The following is a 19,660-nucleotide window of genomic DNA, read 5'->3' as shown; positions in this document are numbered from 1 at the left end:
TGCCACCGGCTGACCTGGCCGGAGGGCCCGGTCAGCGGATGCCCTGACTGAGGTAGAGGACCGCGAGGGCTGCGGCGAGGCTGCCGAGCAGCAGCCGAAGTGCGCGTTCGGGCAGTCGTGGTTGCAGCCGGGCACCGACATAGCCGCCGATGAGCCCGCCGGCACCGCAGAGCAGGCCGAGGGTCCAGTGTGGTGCGATGTCGCCGTCGGTTGCGAGCGCGAGCAGGCAGTAGCTGGCGGCACCCGCGATCGAGGTGAGGAACGTGCAGGCCAACGCCGCAGGGGCAATAGTTGTCATCGGGGTGCCACGACCGGCGAGGAGGGGGCCGAGCAGGGAGCCGCCGCCGATGCCGTAGATGCCGCCGATGGTGCCGACCACTGCGCCAAGGCCGAGGATGGTGCGGCGGCTGAGCGGTTGCCGATCGGGAGTCCCTGAGCATGCGGCGCGGGCGATCAGCCAGATGCCGAGGGGTAACAGGACCGCGGCAACGACGAGTCGGAAGGCGCGCGGGCCGGGGATGACGAAGACGCGGACGCAAGCGCCGAAGACGACGCCGGGCAGGGTGCCGGCGAGGATGAGCCAGGTCAGCGGACCGGCCAGCTCGCCGGCACGTCGGTAGCGCAGGAGCGCTCCGGGCCCGGCGACGATGTTGAACAGCAGGTTGGTCGGGGTGACAGCCGGGCTCGGCACGTGCAGGAGGCTGAGCTGCACCGGAAGCAGGAACACGGCGCCGGACACGCCGACCGGGGAGGTGATCAGAGAGATCAGCAGGCCTGCGGCGAATCCGAGGGCTCCACTCTGCCAGGTCACCAGCACCAGCCTGAGGTTTGAGTTCGGATACCAGTTAAACCTTAAGACCTACCGCTTTACTAGGCTATCGGAACGATCATCGGTGCTACGGTGCGCGGGTGGACGATCATCGCGTGCCTCTTCTTCGCACTCACGATGAGGCGGTGGCGGCGGCACACCGGGTCGCGGATTCTCTGCGGCCAGGCGCTGTCGAGCGAGACCGAGCCGGCGCGACAGATGTTCCTTGGGATGCTCTCGCCAGCCTCGACCACTCAGGCCTGCTCGGCATCACCGTTCCGGTTGAGCACGGAGGGCCGGGCCTCGGCCCCTGCACCCTGGCCGAAGTGATCCGGGTCCTGGCGAGCGTCGATCCGGCAATCGCGCAGATTCCGCAGGGGCACTTTCTGGTCGTCGACATCCTCGCGGTGTGGGGCGGCCCCGCGATCCTCACGCGCGTGTTCGCCGACGCGCTCGCGGGCCGGCGCATCGGTAGCGCCTTGGCAGAACGCGGCGGCCGGCACGCCCAGGACCTGACCACCCGGTTGAGCATCGGTGGCAACGGTGAGTTGCGACTCAACGGTCGTAAGTACTACTGCACAGGTGCGCTGACGGCCGAATGGGTCGCGGTCAGCGCCCTCGACGACGGGGACCGGCTGAGGCTGGCCCTCGTGCCCCGAGATGCGGTCGGCCTCGCCGTTGAAACGGACTGGAGCGCGATGGGGCAGCGAGCCACGATCAGCGGCACCACCACCCTGGAGGCTGTCGTGGTGGACCCCGAACTGGTCCTGGATTACGCCACGGCATACTCGGTGCCGCAACAACTCGGCGCGCGAGCCCAACTGGTACACACCGCAATCGAGGCGGGCATAGCTCGCGGCACGCTGGACGACACTCGCGCCTACCTGCGCGAACGGGCTCGTCCGAGCAGTGAGGCGATCCGGGCGGGCGCGGAGTCGGTGGTCGGTGACCCGCACGTCCTGCACCGGTACGGCCGACTCTCTGCCCGGGTACGGGCAGCGGAAGCGCTACTCGCCGACGCAGCCCGGGTCCTGGAACAGGTCGGACTCGTTCCCACCGACGCGACAGCCGCAGCGACCGGGTCATTGGCTGTCGCCGCGGCGAAGGCCTTCGCCAGTGAGGTCGCCGTCGAGGCAGGCAGTGAGCTGTTCGGTCTCTGCGGCACCAGCGCCACCGACGAGCGCTGGAACCTGCACCGGCACTGGCGCAACGCCCGCACCCACAGCGTCCACGACCCGGTCGACTGGAAATACCACCACCTCGGCGCGTACGAGATCGGTGACGCCCTTCCCCCCAACCACGGTCAGCTCTAAGGCCTGTTTCACAAGAACTGGCCGGCCTGCGGCGGGCCCGGACGACGACCGGCGGCGTTGCGGTTCCGTCCGGATACAACATCGGTATCCGGACGAAACCGCGCCTTGCCGGATCGCCGCCCGGACTCCGCCTCGGCTCGACCGCCCTTATGAAACAGGCCTTAGGCCTCCCACCGACGACCCGGCGGGAGGTGAGCCGAACAGGCGGCATGCGATCGAATTTCCTGTCAGCCAGATAGGATTTCGAGCCCTTGGGCGAGCATCCTCGGAGGCGGACGCTGAGTGGAACACCTGTGTCGAAGCAGTCGGCGCCACTGCGGAAGCTCGGCTTCCTGACCATCGGCCTGTTCGACGAGGCCGACCCTCGCCCCGGCCACGAGGCGACACTCCAGCTCACCGAGTTGGGCGAGCAACTCGGCTTCGACAGCACCTCGAGGGCGATGCTGCCGCTGACCCGGGCGGTGGCGGGGAGCAGGCCCAGGGCGGCCATCGCGGTGACGCTCTTGCCCGACCCGGATTCCCCGACCAGCGGCGAGGACCTGCCCGCGGTGCAGCGCGAAGACCCCGTCGATGATCGGCGCAGAGGCCGCACTGTCGTTCCTCGGGGTCGGTCATCACCGAGCGGGTCTTCAGCATGCCCGGCCTGGGCGCCCTGCTGCTGGACGCGGTCGGCAACGTCGACCCTCCGCTGATCATCGTCTCCGTGCAGGCACGGATCCTCGAGCTGTCCGGTCGCTACAGGGGCGCTTCGGCTTCTCCTGCCTATTCATCAGCCATGACCTGGCAGTCGTCGAGCAACTGGCCGACCGGGTTGCGGTACTGCACCGCGGTCGGGTCGTGGAGGAAGGCCCCGCGGACACCGTGCAGCGAGCCCCCCGACACCCGTACACCTCGCGGCTGCTGGCCGCCGCGCCGGTCGCCGACCCGGCACAGCAGGCCCTGCGACGTCGCGCGTGGCGTCACCTCACCACCTGACCCCTGGTGCCAGCGTTGCTGGGCGGGTCGGGCGGGACGAGGTGCTTGGCGGTCTCGTTGGTGGCGACGTTGACGACCGTGAGCGCGGCGAGGGTCGCCAGCACCACCGGCGGAAGCGCGGCGAGTCCGAGTGGCGCGGCGAGCGGACTGAACGGCAGCGTGACGGTGACCCCGATGAGCAACAACCCGGTGCCGGCCAGCGCCCCGGAGGGACGACTGCGCAGAACGCTCCGGTTGGAACGCAGCATCAGCAGCACGATGATCTCGGTGGCGGTGAACTGGACGAACCAGGCGGCGCGGAAGACGTCGGTCGGCACGTGCAACCACCAGTGCAGGGCGACGAGCACGAGGAGGTCCACGGCGATGCTGATCGACCCGTACACCAGCATGAAACCGCGGATGGTCCCGACGTCGACGGTACGGGGTCGCTGGAGCTGCTCGGGGTCGGCGTGGTCGCTGGACAGCGTGATGTACGGAATGTCGGAGAGGAAGTTGAGCAGCAGGACCTGACGGGGCAGCAGCGGCAGGAAGGGCAGCAGGAGCGTCGCGATGCTCATGCTGACGACGTTGCCGAAGGATGCGCTGGTGTTGACCCGGATGTACTTCAGGGTGTTGGTGAACGTGCGCCGGCCGAGACGCACGCCGTCGGCTATCACGTCGAGGTCCTTGTCGAGCAGCACGATCGCCGCGGCCTGTTTGGCGACGTCGACGGCGGTGTCGACGGAGATGCCGACGTCGGCGGCGTGCAGCGCGGGGGCGTCGTTGATGCCGTCGCCGAGAAATCCGACGACGTGGCCGCGGTGTCGCAGCGCGGTCAGGATGCGTTCCTTCTGCAACGGATCCACCTCGGCGAACACGTTGACGTCGGCGATCCGTTCCGGTAACTGGTCGTCGGGGCAGGCGGCGAGGTCGGCGCCGACGAGCGGTTCGCCGGCGAGTCCGACGCTGGCGGCGACGTGCCGGGCGGCGTGCCGGTTGTCGCCGGTGACCAGGCGGACCGCGATGCCCATGTCGGCGAGGCGGCGGATCGCGGCGGCGGCGTCCGCGCGGGGCGGGTCCTGGAAGACGAGCAGCCCGACCAGGGTCATCTCCCGTTCGTCGGTCGCGGTGACGGCGGTGGCGCCGGGCATGGACCGCACGGCGAGGCCGAGCACCCGGTTTCCCTGGTCGCTGAGCGCGGTGAACCGGCGCAGGACCCGGTCGCCCACCTCGGCCAGCGGCACTGTGCCGGCCGCGGTGCGTGCGGTGGCGCAGACGTCGAGCACCGCACGCAGTGCGCCCTTGGTGACCAGGACCGGCCCGTCGTCGTCGCGTACCAGCAGGGACAGGCGTTGGCGGGTGAAGTCGTAGGGCGCCTCGGCGATGCGGACGCCCGGGTCGGCCGGTGGCTGCTCTGCCATGATCGCCGTGTCGACAGGGTTGGGAAATCCCCGCTGGAGACCGGCGTTGAGCCTCGCGAGCCTCATCACCTCGGCGTCCGGCTCGCCGTCGATTGAGAGGCACCCGGTGAGGGTGACCGTGCCGGCGGTGAGGGTGCCGGTCTTGTCGGTCAGGAGCACGGTCATGGCGCCGAAGTCCTCGATGACGTCGAGCCGTTTGACGATGACCCGGTGCGCGGCCATCGCGCGGGCGCCGGCGGAGAGGCTGACCGCGACGATCGCCGGCAGCATCTGCGGGGTCAGCCCGACGGCCAGGGCGAGGGAGAACAGCAGGGAGTCGATGACCGGGCGGCGCATCAGCAGGTTGGCGACGAAGATGCCGACCAGCAGGACCACCATGATCCGCACCAGCAGCAGCCCGAAGCGGGTCAGGCCGCGCTGGAAACCGGTGCTGGCGGGGCGGGAGGCGACCCGGCGGGACACCGCTCCGAAGGTGCTGTCCCGGCCGGTACGCATCACCACCGCGCGTGCGGTGCCGCTGGCCACGTGCGTGCCCATCCAGAGCGCGTTGCCGCGCGCGGTCAGCTCCGCGTCCGCCGGGGACGGGTCGGTCGACTTCGCCGCCGGGAACGACTCTCCGGTGAGCACCGCCTGGTCGACCTGCAACCGACCGGCCTGAACGATCCGGCAGTCGGCGGGAACGACGTCCCCGGCGCGCAGCACCACGAGGTCACCGACGACGACATCCTCGACCGGTACGGACACCTCATGCCCGTCACGGACCACCTCCGTGTCCACCCGCACCCGGGCCTGCAACGCGTCGACGGCCCGTCCGGCGGCGTGTTCCTGCCAGAAGCCGAGGCCACCGCTGGCGGCGACGATGGCCAGGATTATCCCGCCGTCGATCAGGTCCCCGACGGCCATCGACAGCACGGTCGCGGCGATCAGGATCAGGATGATCGGGCTGGTGAACTGCGACAGCAGGAGCCGCCAGCCCCGCCTCGCGCCCGTGGCGACCCGGTTGGGTCCGTGCTCGCGCAACAGGGCGGCGGCGCGTTCCCCGGTGAGCCCGGCCGTGGACGCACCGACGGCGGCCATGGCCTCCGGCAGTGGTCCAGCCCAGAACGCCGCGCGCCCGTAGTCTGCTCGCTCCACTGCGCACTCCGCGGTCCCTGGCCACCCCCGCGAACGACGCTACCGATCCGCTCCACCGCGCGCGGGCGATTGGCCGCGCCGTTCACCGACCGGCCCCGGCGGGCCCCACCGCCACCACCCGATGGGTTGGTCAGCGGTGAACACGACCATCGGGTGGGTGGGCCGCCCTTAGGGTTCGGCACGAAGGCAGGGACTGCGCCGGACGGAGGGGCGGCCGAGGATCGGTGGGAACGCGTACGCATCGCCCGTCGCCGGCGTTGTTGGTCAGCCTGACCGTCTCGACGTGCCTGCTGACGGCGCTCAGCGCGGGCGTGCGCAGCCATCGGGCACCGCCCTGGGAGAACGACCTCTTCGCCCTGCTCAACCACCTCCCCGCAGGGCTGAGCCCGGCCCTGAGCCTGGTCATGCAGCTCGGCTCGTACCCGGCGGTGTTCGTCGCCGCCGCGGCAGCCGCCATCGCACGCCGGGTCGGCACCGCGTGGTCTCTGCTGCTGGCCGGGAATCTGGCGTACTGGCTCGCGGGTGCCGTCAAGGTCACGGTCGCCCGGGGGCGGCCGGCGGCGTTGCTCTCCGACGTGGTCCTGCGCGAGACGATCACCGGACGGTTCGGGTACCCGTCGGGACACGTCGCGGTCGCCACCGCCCTGGCGCTCGTCGCGGCGCGGGCTGGTGGCCCCCGGTGGCGCCGGGCGGCCTGGGTGGTGATCGGGCTGGTCGCCGTCGCGCGGATCCACGTCGGGGCGCATCTACCGATCGACGTGGTCGGCGGCATCCTCGTCGGCTGGCTCGCGGTCTGTCTGACCCGGCTCACGATCGGCGAGGTCGGGCCGCAACGGTCGGTGCCCGCCCTGCGAGCGGCGCTGCGGCGGCGCGGTATCGAGGTGGCACGGTTGACGCCGATCCACGGCGACGCCCGCGGCTCGCAGCCGTGGCAGGCGGTCACCACCGACGGGCGGCACCTGTTCGCCAAGGTGACCGGCGGCGAGCAACGCGACGCGGACTGGTTCTACAAGCTCTACCGGCGGATGCGCTACCGGCACGTGGCCGACGCGCCGCCGTACCTGAGCGCCCGCCAGCAGAGCGAACACGAAACGTGCCTGACCCTGCTGGCCGAACGCGCCGGCGTCCGGACACCGGCCGTCGTCACGACCGCCGCCACCTCCGGCGGTGACGCCGTCCTGGTACAGGAATTCATCGACGCCGCCGCGCTGCACGCCCTCGTCGGGCCGATCCCGCTCGTCGCCGTACGCGACGCCTGGGAGCAGGTGGCGCGCCTGCACCGGGCGGGCATCGCGCATCGCGACCTGCGCGCCGCGAACGTGCTCGTCGGCGGCGACCGCGCCTACCTGGTGGACCTGGGATTCGGCACCGACGACGCCTCGGACGAGCAGCAGGCACGCGATGTCGTCGAGCTGATGGTCGCCCTGTCCAGCCGGGTCGCCCCGGCCAGCGTCGTCGCCGAGGCGATCGACCGCCTGGGCGTCGCGGTGGTCGCGGACAGCGTGCCCTTCCTGCAACCCGCGGTGCTGTCCCACGCCGGCCGTGGCGCCGTACGCGGCCATCCCGGCCTGCTGGCCCGGCTACGCCAGGAGATCCTGCGGCGTTGCCCCGGCCGTGACCGCCCGGCGGCGAAGGTGGTCCGGATCAGTCGCCGTGCGGTCCTGGAGGTACTGGTCCTGGGACTGGTCGTGCACCTGCTGCTCCCCCAGCTCGGCGAGATCCGCACCGCCGTGCGGCTGATCGTGCACGCCAACCCGGTCGCGGTCGCGGCGACGCTGCTCGGCTCGGCCCTGACCTACCTGCTCAGCGGCCTTGTGCTCCGGCTGGCCGCAGCCGGCCGGGTACCGCTGGGCGAGGCCACCCTGGTGCAGGTCGCCGCGTCGTTCGCCAACCGGCTCGCTCCCGGCAGCATCGGCGGCGCCGCCCTCAGCCTGCGGTACCTGCACCAGAGAGGGCTCGCCGCCGTCGAAGCCGGCACCGCCGTGGCCGTCTCCCGTACCGCCGGTGTGTTCTCGGTGCTACTGCTACTGCCGGTGCTGCTGCCGTTCGCCCGCCAGCCGGCTCGTATTCTCACCCGCGACGCGACCAGGGCGTTGCCGCTGCTACTGGGCGCGCTGGCCGTGCTGCTCGTCCTCGCCGCAGCGCTCGCCGTACCCCGGGCCCGCCGGCGCGGACGCGCGGCGGCCGGCCAGGTCGTGACGGCGCTGCGCGACCTGCGCCACCAGCATGGGCTACGGCGGCTCGTCGTCGCGTCGACGGCGCTCACCCTCACCTACGGCCTCAGTCTCTATCTCGCGCTGCTCGCCACCGGTTCGGTCCCGTTGACGCACCTGCCCCCGGTGATCCTGGTCTGCCTCGTCGGCGAGGGCGTCGCATCCGCCGCGCCCACCCCCGGCGGACTCGGCGCCACCGAAGCCGCGCTCGTCTCCGGCCTGCTGCTCTACGGGCTGCCGCTGGACGTCGCCGTCGCGGGCACCCTGATCTACCGCCTCGCGACGTTCTGGCTCCCGGTACCACCGGGCTACCTGGCCTTCCGGGTCCTGACCCGCCGCCGGCTGCTGTGAGTGTCGGCGCGTGTCGAACACCGCGATCCGATTGCGCCGCGGTGGCACCGGCCGCTGACCGGGGCCACCACGGCGAACCGTCGCGCCTCGTCACCCCCGGGCCGGGGCCACGTGGTGGTAGGTCGGATAGGTGAGGTAGCCGGTGTCGCCGCCGTCGAACCACGTCGCCTCGTCATGCGGCGCGACGGGCAGGTCCAGGCGCAGCCGCTCCACGAGGTCCGGGTTGGCGATGTAGGCACGACCGAAGCTGATCAGGTCCGCGCCGAGCGCCAGCCAGTGGTCGGCCGCAGACCGGTCCGCCTGGCGCGGACCCAGCGGGAACACGGGGTTGACGATCAACGCGCCGAGCCAGGTGCGGCGCAGCCCGAGCAGGACGGTTTCGTCGGTGCTGGCCTCGAGGTGGACGTAGGCCAGATCGAGGGTGGCGAGCTCGGCGAGCAGTGCGGTGTACAGCTCGAGGATGTCGGTCTCCGCCGTACCCCAGAGGCCGGCGCCCGGCGACAAGCGGATGCCGGTGCGATGAGCGCCGACCGCGTCGACGGTGGCGGCCGCGGCTTCCACGGCGAACCGGACCCGGTTGCGCACCGATCCGCCGTAGGCGTCGGTGCGCAGGTTGGCGGCGCTGGAGAGGAACTGGGAGATCAGGTACCCGTTGGCACCGTGCAGTTCCACCCCGTCGAAGCCGGCGTCGACCGCGCGGCGCGCCGCCGACGCGTAGGAGGCCACGTGCTCGGGCATTTCGGCGGTGTCCAGCGCCCGGGGTACGGGGGCGGCCTGCCGCCCGGTCGGTGTGAACACCTCGCCGACGGCCGGTACGGCGGAGGGGCCGACCGGCTGCATGCCCGTCGTCGCGGGATGCGACACACGCCCGCCATCAGCGCCAAGATCAGATCCTCCAGCACGAAATCGGCCCGAAGCTCTCCTGTCGTTCGCGCACGGTCCACGAGTTCGGCCAGCATGCGCAGCGTCCGTGTGCGATCGGCCGTGAAGCCGGCTTCCTCGGGGAGCTGAGCGATGAAGGCGCGGGCGAAGCCACGGTCCAGGGCATGCGCCTCGATGAGCTCCTGTCCCGCCGCTCAGTCAGCTGCCAGCGCCCGGCGCCGAACTCACTGGCATCCCGCGCGCCATCAGCCCTCGCGCACTCGCGCTGTTGAGCACACCGACCACCGGGCCGCCGGCAGGCGCACCACGTCGCCCGGACCATCGACCCGGGCGACGTATACGGTCGGGCGGAAGCTTAATCCGACGCCCTGCTATCCGTTCGCCGGCACGCGACTCCAGATGTCGTCGCATTCGGCGCAGACGGCCTCGGGGATCCATCCGATCCGCATGAGCCCCGCGAAGATCGCGCAGCCCACGCAGAACGCGAACACGGACTCGAGTGTCGCCGCCACGATCACCGCGCCGAGGACGAGGTATGCCGCGAGGTGCTGCCCGAACCCGAGTGCCAGCACAGTGGCGGTCAGGGCCAGCACAGCGCCGATCCCCTGGGCGAACCGCTTGGGCGGCCCCGCGACGAGCTTGGCCCGCACCGGTAGCCGCGGCGTGATCACCCGCGTGACGAGTAGGCCGAGCGGGCTGAGTTTGGGGCCGGTGAGCACCCGCGCGACGAACCCGTACACGATCAGCGCCGTCATCCAGGGCTGGTCCAGCACGATCGCCACCGTGGACAGGATGACCACCCCACCGGCAACGAGTCGGGCGGATACCTCGTTCACGGGGTTGGGAAAATCGAACAGCGCGCTGGCCATGGCGGGATGTTACCCACCATCCCTATAGATTGAGTAGCCTATATCCGGTGGTGCCGCTGGATGTGCGGGGACGACCCGCACCAGTGGGCGATGGGCCGGGCGAGGGACTATCGGACCGTCACGACGATCTTGCCGGCTGCCGGTCCTCCCTCCAGGCCTCGACCTCACCGACGACCAAGCAACCCGTGACCTTCGCGCCCTCGTCCGGGCAGGCATGCTCGAACAGCACGGCGAAACCCGGGGCAGGTTCTACCTCACCTCGCCGACACTGCGTGAGCTCACCGCCCCCGCGCTGCACCCCAAGGAGATCATCGACCCGTACCGACGGTGAGCCGCAGCTCCGGCATGCTCACCACCGTGAATCTACGACGTCTGCGCGCCGAAGAGACGCCATTTCCTGTCACCGAATCGGACAGATGCGGCCAATCATAGCCGGGTAGCCGCTTCCAAGGTTTACCACATTTGGTACTAAGTAGAACCAAATAGGACAGCCGGGCTGTCCTATTTATCGTGATTTTCCACGACATTTGGTGTCCGAGGGGGGATTCGAACTCTTGTACGTATCACCGGTGCTCCATATGCGGGTGCATATGCTCATAGATTACGACACGTTCAGGGTTGGCTCAACCTCGCGCGCCCATTACCACGAGTGAGCATGAATCGAAGTCGGGCCGCGTATGGTCCAATCTTGCCAGCCAGCTGGCTCGGTTATCGACTGACCAGAATGAACGTGCAGGCATCAAGCTTGAGCCCCACCGCAGGGGTCCTGGTGAGTCTCAGTCGACCGGCGTTGACGGCAACCCGTGCCGCTCGCGTTCTTCGGTAGCAGGCGCACCAGGTTCCCCGCCTTCGTCGAACTCTGAAATTCACCACAACCGCGCACAGCGCCAGAGCATCCGGCGCCGACCAACGCCATGCAACGAGGTTCCCGCAACGCGCAGATCTGCGCTCGCACCGCCAGGGCGAGGGTCTGGATCCGGATGAGTCGCCGGCGTCGCGGTGTCGGAGCTGGGGTAGTACAGCCAGTCATGGCGACGGCATAAGCCCTGACGAGCAGGCTGGCATACCAGGCCGTGGCAGGCCTGGAGGCCACCCCGCACCTGCTTCTCGCAGACCATCACCCACTTGACCCTGCGCACCCTGATCGATACTTCCCGTGCATGGCTCAACATGCGTTGTCCCTGAGTAGAGGGGACCCCGATCGGGCCTCGGGCAGCATCTGCTCACGGCTCCCCCGCGCATCAGCCTTGAAGCGTTACCGCGGATGCATTGGCAAATCCCCCGTGGACGCCGATCGGTGCCGGGAGCATCCACTACGGAAGGTCGCTACCCTTGGCCCACTGTGACGTCTGTTGTCTGCGCCTGAAGCTCACGAAGATCAAGACTTTGCCGAAGCATTACGGTGAAGAGACGTATGGCTTGTTCAGCTACGGCGCCCAGAAAGAATGCAATGGCTCGGGAACGACTCGTCACACGGCGGATCGTGATATCCCACGGCAGTGCAGGCGTCTACGCAGCCGTCAGATGTGCCCATCGTGCCGTCGCACGTCCCTGACCCTGAACAGGAACGGCAGATTCCCGAAACACCTCTCCCCCGACGGCACCAACTGTTCCATGTCCGAGGCGAACAACCGCCGATAGGATTCTGAGCAAGCGCCGCGCTGCACGGTCACGTTTTGCGCGCTTTTGGCGAACAGGTAAGGATCCTGCTCAGAGGCCTGAGCCATCGAAAGTGATCACGTTGACCGCCGCGCTGCCAGGGGTCCGAATCATCCGAGAAGTTCGCGGATAACTCCCATTGCTCGTGGCGAGATCGCTTCGTCGGGGTAAAAGTCGGCACACAGACGTATAGCGTCGTCCACCGTCGTTACCTTGGCCAGCGCCGCCAGGGCGCGAAGGTCGTCCACGTCGCGGGTTCGCGCCGCGAGCGCTTTCACCGCGAAGATGTGCTCCGGAGAGGCGGCCATCACGCGCAGGCCAGGGTGGTCGAAGACTCGCCGCTTGCCAGGGTCGTCCTTGCCGGAGACATACACGCTGGCCTGCTCGCTCAACCAGGCACTCGTTCAGATTCCCGACGCCCGCCGGCACGGCACCCCGATCCTGCTGCGCGCCGATTCGACTGGTTCCAGCCATGGCTTCCGCGCTCACATCCGCGGCCTGCGCGAGCAACACCTGGACATCCGGTTCTCCGTCGGTGCCGCGATCACCGAAGGTGTGCGTGCGGCGATCCGGGCTGCGACCGGCTGGGTCCCCGCCGTCGACACCGATGGTGACGTGCGAGATCACGCGCAGGTCTGCGAGATCACCGGCCTAGTCGACGCCGCCGGCTGGCCGGAGGGCACCCGGTTCCGGGTCCGCCGGGAACGCCCGCACCCCGGCGCCCAACTGTCCTCGACACCATCGAAGGCTGGCGGCATCAGGTCGTCGCCACCGACACCCCACCCGGCGGCGGCAGCATCCAGCACCTGGAGGCCCGACACCGCGCGCACGCCCGCGTCGAAGACCGCATCCGCACCGGCAAGAACACCGGCTTCGGCCGGTTCCCGTCCCGGGTGTTCGCTATCAACCAGGCCTGGCTGCAACTCGCCCTGACCGGTATCGACCTGCTCGCCTGGACCCAGAACCTGCTCCTGGACGGCGAGTTGGCCACAGCCGAGCCCAAGAAGCTGCGTTACCGGCTCCTGCACGTCGCAGCCCGAATCACCCGCACCGCCCGCCGGACACGACTCGCCATCGCCGCCAACTGGCCCTGGACCGACGCCCCGACCAGCGCATTCAACAAGCTCGCCGCACTACCCCGACCCACCGGCTGCTTCGAGACCCACGCCCCAACCAGCAACACGGAGGAACAGAAACGCCAACCAACTTCATCGAACAGCAGCTATGGATTCCCACTCGAGTGAAAGACCGAGGCTAATCCTCGAAGGAGACCTGCGCGCCGCCGCTGGGCTATATCCTCCGGAGCCTGGCACTGGATTTCCTGCCCGACGAAAGTCGCGAGGAGTTGGGGCACCTTGCCTGCGGCCGAGCGGGGGCGCAGGTGGTGAGCGCCACGGATGCGGCCGGCGGGGACCGGGGCGCACCAGCGATTCAAAGCCCACCGTCGGCTGTCACCGCAGGCGGGTGACCGTCTTGTGCTCGACGTAGCCGGTCAGGCCGACCTTGCCGTACTCGCGACCGAGGCCGCTGGCCTTGTAACCGCCGAACGGGCCGTCGAAGCTGATCGGCGAGCCGTTCACTGTGACGGTGCCAGTACGCAGCCGGCGGGCTATGTCCAGGGCCCGCTCGGGGCTCGTAGTCCAGATTCCACCAGAGAGACCGTAGTCGGAGTCGTTGGCGATCCGCACTGCCTCGTCTTCGTCGTCATAGGCGATCACAGCCAGGACCGGGCCGAAAATCTCCTCCTGCGCGATGCGCATGCTGTTCTTGACATCGGCGAAGACGGTCGGGGTGACGTAGTTGCCCTGCTCCAGGCTCTGGGGCACCTCGGGGCCACCGGTCACCAGGCGGGCGCCTTCCGCGATACCCAGCTTGATGTAGTCGATCACGCGTTGCTGCTGGTCCGGCCGGATCATCGGGCCGACGAAGGTGTCCGGCTCGGACGGATCTCCGACCTTCAGCGACTCCACCATCTCCTTGAGCGCCGCGACGACCTCGTCATAGCGGCTACGCGGAGCCAGGATCCGGGTCTGCAGGATGCAGGCCTCGCCGTTGTTGCCCAGGGAACCGAAGCGCAGCCCCTGCATCACCGCGGACAGGTCGGCGTCGGCCAGGATGATGGCGGCGGACTTGCCGCCCAGCTCCAGGCCAACCCGCTTGAGGTGCTCCCCGGCGATCGAGGCGATACGACGGCCGGCCCGGGTCGACCCGGTGAACGAGATCTTGTCAACGTCCGGGTGCGAGACGAGGTATTCGCTGGTCTCCCGGTCCGCTGGCAGAATGCTGAGCACGCCATCGGGCAGGCCGGCCTCGTGCCAGAGGTCGGCAAGCAACATCATGCTCAGCGAGTTCTCCGGGGAGACCTTCAGTACCACGGTGTTACCGGCCAGCAGCGCGGGCACCAGCTTGGCGGTGGCGGCGGAGAACGGCGAGTTCCACGGGATGACCGCGGCGACCACGCCGATCGCCTCGCGCCGGACGATGGTGTCGAAAGCCACCGTGGGATCGGAGGGCTCGACGACCTCTTCCCAGCCGAGCTCCTCGGCCGCCTTCAGGTAGGCGTTGACCTGCCGGGTCAGGAAGGGCTGACCGGCCTTCGTGAACCAGCCGGCCGATCCGTTCTCGGCCGAGATCGCTGCCGCAATCTCGTCGGCCCGCGCGGCGCGCAGCGCGTCGTAGCGGCGGATGATCTCTTGGCGCTCCTCCGGCATCGTATGCGGCCACGGCCCGTTGTCGAACGCCGCACGGGCGGCGGCGACAGCCGCGTCCACGTCGGTGTTGGCGGCCTGGGCCACCTGGCCGAGCACGGACTGGTCGTGCGGGGAGCGGATCTCCAGCAGGCTCGAACTGCTGGGCGTCATCCAGGTACCGCCGATGTAGAGCTTGTCGCGGACAATCATCAATCACGTCTTTCTGGTGAAGGGTGAGTGGGTGTCAGGCGCGGTGGAGCCTGCGCCCTAGTTGGTTGGGGAGGTTGGGGGGCGGACCATCTCGGCGACCGAGGTCTCGGCGAAGTCGCCGAGACCGTCGAGATCCGTGGATTGGCTCACCTCACGCCACGCGGCGTCCTCCGTGGCCCTGGCCTCGGCGATCAGCGGCGCGAGCCAGGCCGCGTCCGAGCCCAGGAGTAGCCGAACCGGCGGCTGCGGCTCCTCCGTGATCCGCAGGATCACACGCGCCATCTTTGCGGGGTCGCCGCGCTGTACGTCCTGATTGTTGCGGTATGTCCGCGCGAAAACCCCGACTGTCTCGTCGTACTCGTCCTGCATCGGCGGCACGGACATCGGGGCAGCCGCCCACGGCGTCCGAATGCCGCCCGGCTCGACCAGGGTGGCGTGGATGCCGATCGGCCCCACCTCGCGCGCGAGGATCTCCGTGAAACCGCCCAGCGCCCACTTGGCCGCCTGATATGCCGCCAGGCCGGCCTGGGCGCGTCGTCGGCCGCCAATCGTCGAGACGTTCACGATGCTGCCGGAGCGCTGTGGGCGTAACACCGGCAGGGCGGCCCGCACCATGTTGACCGCACCGAAGAAATTGATCTCGACGGTCCGGCGGAACTCGTCCTCCGGCATGTCTTCAATCGAGCCGACGCTGCGGTATCCGGCGCTGTTCACCAGCACGTCGAGGCGGCCGAACTCGCTGACCGCGTACTGGACCGCCGTCCGTGCGTCAGCGCTGGAGGTCACGTCGACGGCGAGTACGCGCAACCGGTCCTGCTGTTGGTCGGGCACCGGCAGGACGTCGGTGGTCAAATCCGTCGCAAGCACGTTGTGCCCGGCCTGCAGCCCGGCATCGACCAGGTGCCGACCCAGGCCTCCACCCGCTCCGGTCACCAAGAGTGTCTTTGTCATTGCGTCTCACCCCACACTTTCACGGAATTTCGGGGCACGGCTGCGCCCTCCACACCGAGCCGCGACAAGCGACCTGAGCGCATGCTCGGCACGAACAGTCCGCAGGTCGCCGGGCTCTGGCGGTCAGGACTTAACCGGGTGGTCCGTGGAACGGCTGACCTCGGCCCACGTCCGGGCCTCCGTGTTGCGCTCCTCGCCCGAGTTCAACGCGATCTCCAAGGCGTCGCTGCCGAGCAGCAGTCGGCGCGGGGGCTCCGGCACGTCGAGGATGTCGACGATCGCCTTTGCCATCCGGGCCGGGTCACCAGGCTCGTTGCCGGCGTAGGACGCGAACCGTTCCAACCACGCGCCGACGGTCTGCTCGTAGCCCTCGCTGAGGTGACCAGAGGCCGTCGCGGCCCCGGCGGCCCAACCGGTACGGATGCCGCCCGGCTCGACGATCGTCACCTTGATGCCCAGCGGGGCGACCTCGTTCGCCAGCACCTCAGAGAAGCCCTCGACGCCGAATTTCGCCGTCTGGTAGGCGCTCAGGCCCGGGGTGCCGCCGACCCGCCCGCCGATGGACGAGATCTGCACGATGTGTCCGGCACGCTGGCGGCGCATGACCGGCAGCGCCGCCCTGGTCACATTGACGGTTCCGTACAGGTTCGCATCAACCTGCGCCCGGAACTCATCCTCCGGGAAGTCCTCCACCGAACTGCTGGCGGCGTAACCGGCATTGTTGATCACCACGTCGAGGGAACCGAACTTGTCGACGGCCGCCGCGACCGCTTTGCGGCACGCCTCAGGCGAGGTGACGTCCAGCAGCAGGGTCAGGAGTCGCTCCGGGTGCTCCCGAGTCAGGTCTGTCAGCGAATGTGGGTTGCGCGAGGTCACCGCAACTCGATCGCCTGCCCCGAGTGCCGCCAGGGTCAGGGCCTTCCCGAGACCCTGGGAACCGCCGGTGATCAGCCATGTCCGTGCCATGGCACCTCCTTCTGTCTAGAACTGAACCCACTCGGATTCAGCCTGCCTGTGCCGCGAGATAGGCGTAGTAGATTTTCACCTAACCACGACTTGACTGTAGCACTAACGGACTCGAACAGCTCATCGGCGATGATGATCGTGAGGTTATCTACTACCACTGTTACGCTTGGAGCTATCATGAGAGCTGACGCCGCCCGCAACCTCGCTGCCGTCCTGCGCACCGGGGCCCGCCTGCTGGCGGAAGACCCGAGCACCTCGATCTCCGCCATCGCCAGCGCGGCGGGAGTGGACCGGACCACCGTGCACCGCCGCTTCGCCAATCGCGAAGCCCTGCTGAGCGCTGTTTTCCAGGCCAAGCTCGACTCCGCGGAGCGAGTCCTCGACGATGCACGGCTTACGGAGGCACCGGTAGCGGTCGCATTGCACCGCTACGTGGAAGGGATCATTCCGGTCAGCCGTGACTGGCCCGTCGACACCCGCCGCATGATGCGCGCGGATCCCGCCGCCGACAGTCGACGTCAGCAGCAGAGTCAGCGACTGGATGACTTCCTCCAACGCGCTTCCGATGAGGGCTACCTTCGCCCCGACACCTCTCCCGCCTGGGCGCGGGCGGTCCTCGACCAGCTGGTGGAGACCGCCGCCCACCACTTCCCCGAAACGGCTCCCCCACGGGCGGCCGACCTGGTCGTGGAGACCTTCCTCAACGGCCTCGGCCCGTCGTGACAACCGGGAGCCGCCACCGAAGTTCGGCCTCGGTCCGGAATCCCGCTTCTCCGGCACCAGGGGTCGGCGGTGTCACATTGACGGCTGATCTTGGTTGTTGCGGTGGGCCGCTTCCTCAATCGCCAGCGCCGCACCTGCGGCGGCGACACGACCTGGGATCGCGCCCAAGGCGACGGCGCAGCCGCAGCCGCAGCCATCACTGTGACCCGCGAGAGCTCCACCGGCCCGGTGCACCGGCTTCGTCGGGAGCGTTTGCGTGTAGTTCGACCCGCGCTTCGAGTCCGACTCGCGATGCAAGCGCACAGCGCGATGACGTAGCTCGTCGGGGTACTTCTTCGGTGCTGCCACGGACGACTTGCTCCCCCACGGCGATCAGACCATGATCAAGAAGCTCCATGAAAGCGGGGGTGACTCACCGCGAGGCGTTCGCGGGCGGCGGCCTGCTGGGTCGGGCTCTTGAGGCCGTGCAACTGCACGGTCGTAGCCGGCTTCGGCCAGAGCCGGGAGGTCGAACTCGGCCACGGCCCAGTCCGCACCCGCGGTCGGGCCTGGGTGCTGTCGGGCGGCGCGCGGTGGCCGCCGTAGCACGCCCTCTGAAACCGACCGCCTCGCCATCTGCACCACTATCTGCTCGAACGTCTCCGCGAAGGTGCAGGCGAACGGCCGGGCGCTGTCGCAGAACATCAGGTAACCGGGGTCCATCCCGCCCTGCACGGCAGTCCTGTTCGACCTCGGAGGGGCTGGCCACCTGGAGGGTGGCCAGCACATCCGTTGCGGGCATCCCTAATCAGCGCGAGCATACGTCGCACCTGATGCGGACCGGCGGCAACCGTCGTGATCCGTAAAGCCTCGCCACCGGCCCCTTTGACTCTGGCGCGCGAAACGGCAGATCCCCGAGCGGCGTCGCGGTCAAGGGCACGAACGCACGGTCGATTGCCTCCCCATACTCACCAAATCGGCGTACCCCGAGCATGTGGCGCCCAGCCAGCGATCAACGCCGTCGTCAGCGGCCCTCCGTGGCACGCCGGCGGTGCGACTCGGCGTAGGCGGTCTTGCGGTAGTGAAGCAGTGAGTCATCGGAGAGTTCGATGCCGGACGTCAGCCGGGTCGGATCGAAGGCGTACGCGTCCCGGGAGTCCGGGTCGTCGACCACGGAGGTGAGTTCGAGACGCCCGGCCACGATCATTTTGCGGTGATCCGGCCAGGCGATAGTCGAGTCGTGCGTCGGGTCTCCTTCAGCGGCAAGCTGAACCCGCAGCGAGAACGCGGCGGTGCCTCGGCTCAAACGGTCATGGATTTCCTCGGTGAGGTAGTGCGGCCCGCGATCGGCAAGCTCTTCGTCGGACAGTCGCGTGATCTTCTCGTCCGGATCCCAGGTGTATCGGACCGGCTGCCGCAATCCGTCTTTGTTGACCCAGATGTAGGCGTGCAGCGCCGAGTAGCCGAGGGTGGCGTAGCTGGCAGGTGGGGCAGTGTCGATGGCTCCGAACGCGGCTGCGGTTTGGGGGTGCTTGCCGATGTACGCGCCGACCCGAGCGGGGTCGAGGCCGCCGGTGACCGGGTCGAGTCGTACGGCGTCGAGCATCTCGTAGAAGTCTTCGGCGGTCGGCGCCAGGAAGACCGGAAGGGAGACTGCGAGCAGGTCGGTGTTGTCTTGTTGGGGCAGGTGGAACCGGACGGCTAGGCTGCGGATGACCCGCGCGGTGTCCGGCACTGCGGGGTCGGTCTCGCCCGCGGAGAAACGCACGGTCACCGGAACGGGCCCGCCCTGCAGGTGCGCTGCGGTGGTGTACTCGGCGGCCTCGTTGGACGGCGTGAAGACACCCTGACAGCAGATGCCGCGTGCCTGTAGGCGGCGATAGCCGGGGTGGCGTCCACTGTTGCGCTCGAGACGGTCCATCATCGCCGCGGCGGTCGGCGTGTTCGCTGTTTCGGTCATGTGCTGTACGACGTTCCGGCGACCGCAAAGTTCAGCTGGAGGGCATGTCGATCGTCGGCATTGACATCCTTTCGAACCTGGTCGGCCCTGGAGTTGGAACCTGGTCGGCCTGGAGACAGTCCGAGGGACTGCCGATAACGCTCGATCGCCAGGTGCCGCAGGCCCAGCCGTTCGACTTCGTGGGCCTCGGCAGCTAGCCGGCGCAACGTGAGGAGGTCGATGCACGCCTGCGTCGCCATGAGACGGTGGACCACGTCGCGCCGTACCAAGATCGAGCCTTCGGCGCGGGCGGGTAGTCCCGGCTCGACAATGTGCCACAGCGAACCGAGGGACCGGTGGAAGCTGTTGAGAGAGCTGGCGGGTGCCTCGGGTTCGCCAGAGCATCTCGACGAACTCGTGCCCGGTGACGTTACGGCCGCCTGGATCAGTAGCAGCGCGAGAATCTGCCGCTGTTGCCGCGGTCCGAGATTGAGTTCACGGTCGCCGCGCCACGCAGGCACCGGGCCGAGGACTGAGAATCGCAAAACCTGAAACCTTTCATTCATGGACGTTCCCAACGTCGATCGACTCGTCCGGA

General features: G+C 69.0%; 15 protein-coding genes and 2 pseudogenes. 6 read left to right on the top strand and 11 right to left on the bottom strand.

Translation table 11 applies throughout. The features are described 5' to 3' along the window. Positions 1 to 31 precede the first annotated feature (31 nt). The gene (locus QCZ28_RS17810; protein WP_279517689.1) at positions 32 to 811 is read right to left on the bottom strand and encodes a sulfite exporter TauE/SafE family protein; all 780 of its coding nucleotides are present in this window, start codon (positions 809 to 811) and stop codon (positions 32 to 34) included. A 98-nt stretch (positions 812 to 909) separates the two neighbouring features. Between QCZ28_RS17810 and QCZ28_RS17805 the strand changes: the two genes are divergently transcribed. The 3 genes from QCZ28_RS17805 to QCZ28_RS34530 all read left to right on the top strand — a co-directional run bounded on the left by QCZ28_RS17805 (position 910) and on the right by QCZ28_RS34530 (position 3,096). Continuing rightward, positions 910 to 2,121 (top strand): acyl-CoA dehydrogenase family protein, encoded by a 1,212-nt coding sequence (locus QCZ28_RS17805; RefSeq protein ID WP_347815115.1) that lies wholly within the window; start codon positions 910 to 912, stop codon positions 2,119 to 2,121. A 293-nt stretch (positions 2,122 to 2,414) separates the two neighbouring features. Then, positions 2,415 to 2,813, top strand: coding sequence for a hypothetical protein (locus QCZ28_RS17800; protein ID WP_279517687.1), 399 nt, complete (start codon positions 2,415 to 2,417; stop codon positions 2,811 to 2,813). Between the two features lie 145 nt (positions 2,814 to 2,958). Then, the gene (locus tag QCZ28_RS34530) at positions 2,959 to 3,096 is read left to right on the top strand and encodes a hypothetical protein (RefSeq protein WP_347815114.1); all 138 of its coding nucleotides are present in this window, start codon (positions 2,959 to 2,961) and stop codon (positions 3,094 to 3,096) included. Here QCZ28_RS34530 and mgtA read toward each other — a convergent pair. After that, on the bottom strand, positions 3,081 to 5,630 hold the full coding sequence (gene mgtA, locus QCZ28_RS17790) for a magnesium-translocating P-type ATPase (RefSeq protein WP_279517685.1): 2,550 nt from the start codon (positions 5,628 to 5,630) through the stop codon (positions 3,081 to 3,083). The two genes, QCZ28_RS34530 and mgtA, sit on opposite strands and share 16 nt — an antisense overlap. A gap of 224 nt (positions 5,631 to 5,854) precedes the next feature. Here mgtA and QCZ28_RS17785 point away from each other — a divergent pair, with 224 nt between their 5' ends. After that, positions 5,855 to 8,194 carry a lysylphosphatidylglycerol synthase domain-containing protein gene (locus QCZ28_RS17785; protein ID WP_279517684.1) on the top strand — a complete coding sequence of 780 codons (2,340 nt, stop codon included), beginning with the start codon at positions 5,855 to 5,857 and terminating at the stop codon, positions 8,192 to 8,194. Positions 8,195 to 8,284: 90 nt separating this feature from the next. On the opposite strand, the gene QCZ28_RS17780 is transcribed toward QCZ28_RS17785, so the two are convergent. The 4 genes and pseudogenes from QCZ28_RS17780 to QCZ28_RS17770 all read right to left on the bottom strand — a co-directional run bounded on the left by QCZ28_RS17780 (position 8,285) and on the right by QCZ28_RS17770 (position 11,996). Then, positions 8,285 to 9,058, bottom strand: coding sequence for an alkene reductase (locus QCZ28_RS17780; protein WP_279517683.1), 774 nt, complete (start codon positions 9,056 to 9,058; stop codon positions 8,285 to 8,287). 41 nt (positions 9,059 to 9,099) lie between these two features. Then, positions 9,100 to 9,210: pseudogene (locus tag QCZ28_RS34525) on the bottom strand (TetR/AcrR family transcriptional regulator); the annotation flags it as partial. A gap of 237 nt (positions 9,211 to 9,447) precedes the next feature. Continuing rightward, complete coding sequence (locus tag QCZ28_RS17775) at positions 9,448 to 9,945, bottom strand: DUF4395 domain-containing protein (protein WP_279517682.1); 498 nt, start codon at positions 9,943 to 9,945, stop codon at positions 9,448 to 9,450. A gap of 1,769 nt (positions 9,946 to 11,714) precedes the next feature. Next, the gene (locus tag QCZ28_RS17770; protein ID WP_279517681.1) at positions 11,715 to 11,996 is read right to left on the bottom strand and encodes a hypothetical protein; all 282 of its coding nucleotides are present in this window, start codon (positions 11,994 to 11,996) and stop codon (positions 11,715 to 11,717) included. Between QCZ28_RS17770 and QCZ28_RS17765 the strand changes: the two are divergent. Next, positions 11,992 to 12,755 (top strand): annotated as a pseudogene (locus QCZ28_RS17765) (transposase); the annotation flags it as partial. The gene QCZ28_RS17770 and the pseudogene QCZ28_RS17765 overlap by 5 nt on opposite strands. A 300-nt stretch (positions 12,756 to 13,055) precedes the next feature. On the opposite strand, the gene QCZ28_RS17760 reads toward QCZ28_RS17765, so the two are convergent. The 3 genes from QCZ28_RS17760 to QCZ28_RS17750 all read right to left on the bottom strand — a co-directional run bounded on the left by QCZ28_RS17760 (position 13,056) and on the right by QCZ28_RS17750 (position 16,421). Then, a complete protein-coding gene (locus tag QCZ28_RS17760) occupies positions 13,056 to 14,504 on the bottom strand; it encodes an aldehyde dehydrogenase (protein WP_279517680.1) in 1,449 nt (482 codons plus the stop codon). Between the two features lie 57 nt (positions 14,505 to 14,561). Further along, positions 14,562 to 15,455, bottom strand: coding sequence for an SDR family NAD(P)-dependent oxidoreductase (locus tag QCZ28_RS17755; RefSeq protein ID WP_279517679.1), 894 nt, complete (start codon positions 15,453 to 15,455; stop codon positions 14,562 to 14,564). Positions 15,456 to 15,578: 123 nt separating this feature from the next. After that, a complete protein-coding gene (locus QCZ28_RS17750; RefSeq protein ID WP_279517678.1) occupies positions 15,579 to 16,421 on the bottom strand; it encodes an oxidoreductase in 843 nt (280 codons plus the stop codon). Positions 16,422 to 16,598: 177 nt separating this feature from the next. Between QCZ28_RS17750 and QCZ28_RS17745 the strand changes: the two genes are divergently transcribed. Further along, positions 16,599 to 17,144, top strand: coding sequence for a TetR/AcrR family transcriptional regulator (locus QCZ28_RS17745; protein WP_279517677.1), 546 nt, complete (start codon positions 16,599 to 16,601; stop codon positions 17,142 to 17,144). Positions 17,145 to 18,147: 1,003 nt separating this feature from the next. On the opposite strand, the gene QCZ28_RS17740 is transcribed toward QCZ28_RS17745, so the two are convergent. Continuing rightward, positions 18,148 to 19,083 (bottom strand): catalase family peroxidase, encoded by a 936-nt coding sequence (locus QCZ28_RS17740; RefSeq protein ID WP_279517676.1) that lies wholly within the window; start codon positions 19,081 to 19,083, stop codon positions 18,148 to 18,150. Next, entirely contained in the window at positions 19,080 to 19,628 is a 549-nt protein-coding gene (locus QCZ28_RS17735) for a hypothetical protein (RefSeq protein ID WP_279517675.1), read from the bottom strand. Before QCZ28_RS17735 ends, QCZ28_RS17740 begins: the two co-directional genes overlap by 4 nt. Between the last annotated feature and the right edge of the window lie 32 nt (positions 19,629 to 19,660).

It is taken from the genome of Micromonospora sp. DH14 (assembly GCF_029809455.1).
GTDB classification, from domain to species: domain Bacteria; phylum Actinomycetota; class Actinomycetes; order Mycobacteriales; family Micromonosporaceae; genus Micromonospora; species Micromonospora parva.
The sequence above is the reverse complement of the archived record's forward strand: the minus strand, read 5'-3'. Positions and strand labels throughout refer to the sequence as shown.

What these genes read in the sequence shown, in the direction of transcription:
- QCZ28_RS17775 (WP_279517682.1), bottom strand. Translation starts at nt 9,945, where the DNA reads ATGGCCAGCGCGCTGTTCGATTTTCCCAACCCCGTGAACGAGGTATCC.
- QCZ28_RS17760 (WP_279517680.1), bottom strand. Translation starts at nt 14,504, where the DNA reads ATGATTGTCCGCGACAAGCTCTACATCGGCGGTACCTGGATGACGCCC.
- QCZ28_RS17755 (WP_279517679.1), bottom strand. Translation starts at nt 15,455, where the DNA reads ATGACAAAGACACTCTTGGTGACCGGAGCGGGTGGAGGCCTGGGTCGG.
- QCZ28_RS17750 (WP_279517678.1), bottom strand. Translation starts at nt 16,421, where the DNA reads ATGGCACGGACATGGCTGATCACCGGCGGTTCCCAGGGTCTCGGGAAG.
- QCZ28_RS17745 (WP_279517677.1), top strand. Translation starts at nt 16,599, where the DNA reads ATGAGAGCTGACGCCGCCCGCAACCTCGCTGCCGTCCTGCGCACCGGG.
- QCZ28_RS17740 (WP_279517676.1), bottom strand. Translation starts at nt 19,083, where the DNA reads ATGACCGAAACAGCGAACACGCCGACCGCCGCGGCGATGATGGACCGT.
- QCZ28_RS17735 (WP_279517675.1), bottom strand. Translation starts at nt 19,628, where the DNA reads ATGAATGAAAGGTTTCAGGTTTTGCGATTCTCAGTCCTCGGCCCGGTG.